Below are 1,266 nucleotides of genomic sequence, written 5' to 3'. Positions count from 1 at the left end.
GTTTCTGAGGCGATACGCATTCCTGCCTAGGTTTTTGTCTTTTCAGGGCGCAGGATCGGCAGCGAGTATTTGCCGAACTTCTTCACACCATCGACGAAGTCAGGGAAGGTCAGCAGCATGCCACTGACACCGGTGCGCTCACCCAGATCCTTGATCTTGAGGGCAATCGTCTCCCAAGAACCATGGATCACCGGGAAGCCCATAAACACTAGATTGCCCTCTTCGACTGGCGCAGTCATACCGTCGCGGAAGTGCTTGCTGGTCCCGTCTGGGTTATTGTCCATCGACGCGCTTTTGACGATGTTCATCAGTGCCTCTTCATCCGCGCCATCAACGATTTCCTGGCAGCGCGCGGCAGCATCTTCGTCGGTATCGGCGCCGATAATGGTGTAGAGCGCCAGCGTCCCAACGTCACGGCCTACCCTCGCCGAGGCCGCCCGCACTTCAGAGCTGGCCTTGCGCAGCTTGTCAGGGCCGCCGAACATGAAGTTATATTCGGCATAATCCGCAGTGAACTCAATGCCCTTCGGTGACTGTCCAGCATATACCACAGGAATCTCACGACCGGGCACCGGGAAGCATTCGCAATCCTCCAGATGGTAATGCTTGCCCTTGAAATTGGACCGCCCGTCGCGCCACAGATCGCGGACGACGCGCATGTATTCTTCAGCCAGACCAAAGCGGTTGGCATGGTAATCCTCACCTGGCCACAGGCCCATCTGCGAATATTCCGGCTTGTTCCAGCCGGTCACGAAGTTCACCCCCGCACGCCCGTTCGAGATGTCGTTGAAGGTCGTAATCATTCGCGCCGCGATCGCCGGGTGAACGCCCAGCATCGGCACCGTGGCGTAAAGTTCGATCTGATCAGTCGCCGCAGCCAGACCGCAGGCCAGCGCAATCGAATCCGAACAGGAGTCCCAATATCCCGTTTCACCGCCAAAACCGCGATACTTGATCATGGAAAGAATGAAATCCAGCCCGACCCGCTCGGCCTCTTGCGTGATTTCCAGCATATGCTCCCACGTCGGAATATACTGCGGGCTGTTTTTCGAGATGATATAACCATTCTGCCCGTTCGGCAGGAATACACCGAGTTTCATGCTTCCCTCCTGTCTTGAAAAATGTCGCTGCGGAATTAAGCCCATCCGCCATCTGTCTCTGACAATTAGGCAGCACCGTCAGCACCGCGCAAACCAAATCCTAATCACTCGCAGAACAGCACAAAACTTTCCGCACTATTCGACAATGTATAGGCTCAGGGGTCAT

At 55.8% G+C, this 1,266-nt stretch carries 1 protein-coding gene; it reads right to left on the bottom strand.

The window, feature by feature from the left end:
* Positions 1–26 precede the first annotated feature (26 nt).
* Positions 27–1,100, bottom strand: coding sequence for an LLM class flavin-dependent oxidoreductase (locus tag BUB53_RS22175; RefSeq protein ID WP_073038258.1), 1,074 nt, complete (start codon positions 1,098–1,100; stop codon positions 27–29).
* Positions 1,101–1,266: the final 166 nt, after the last annotated feature.

The organism is Roseovarius pacificus (genome assembly GCF_900142665.1).
Lineage (GTDB): Bacteria > Pseudomonadota > Alphaproteobacteria > Rhodobacterales > Rhodobacteraceae > Roseovarius > Roseovarius pacificus.
Note: the sequence above shows the minus strand (reverse complement) of the source record. Positions and strands in the feature narration are given on the sequence as shown.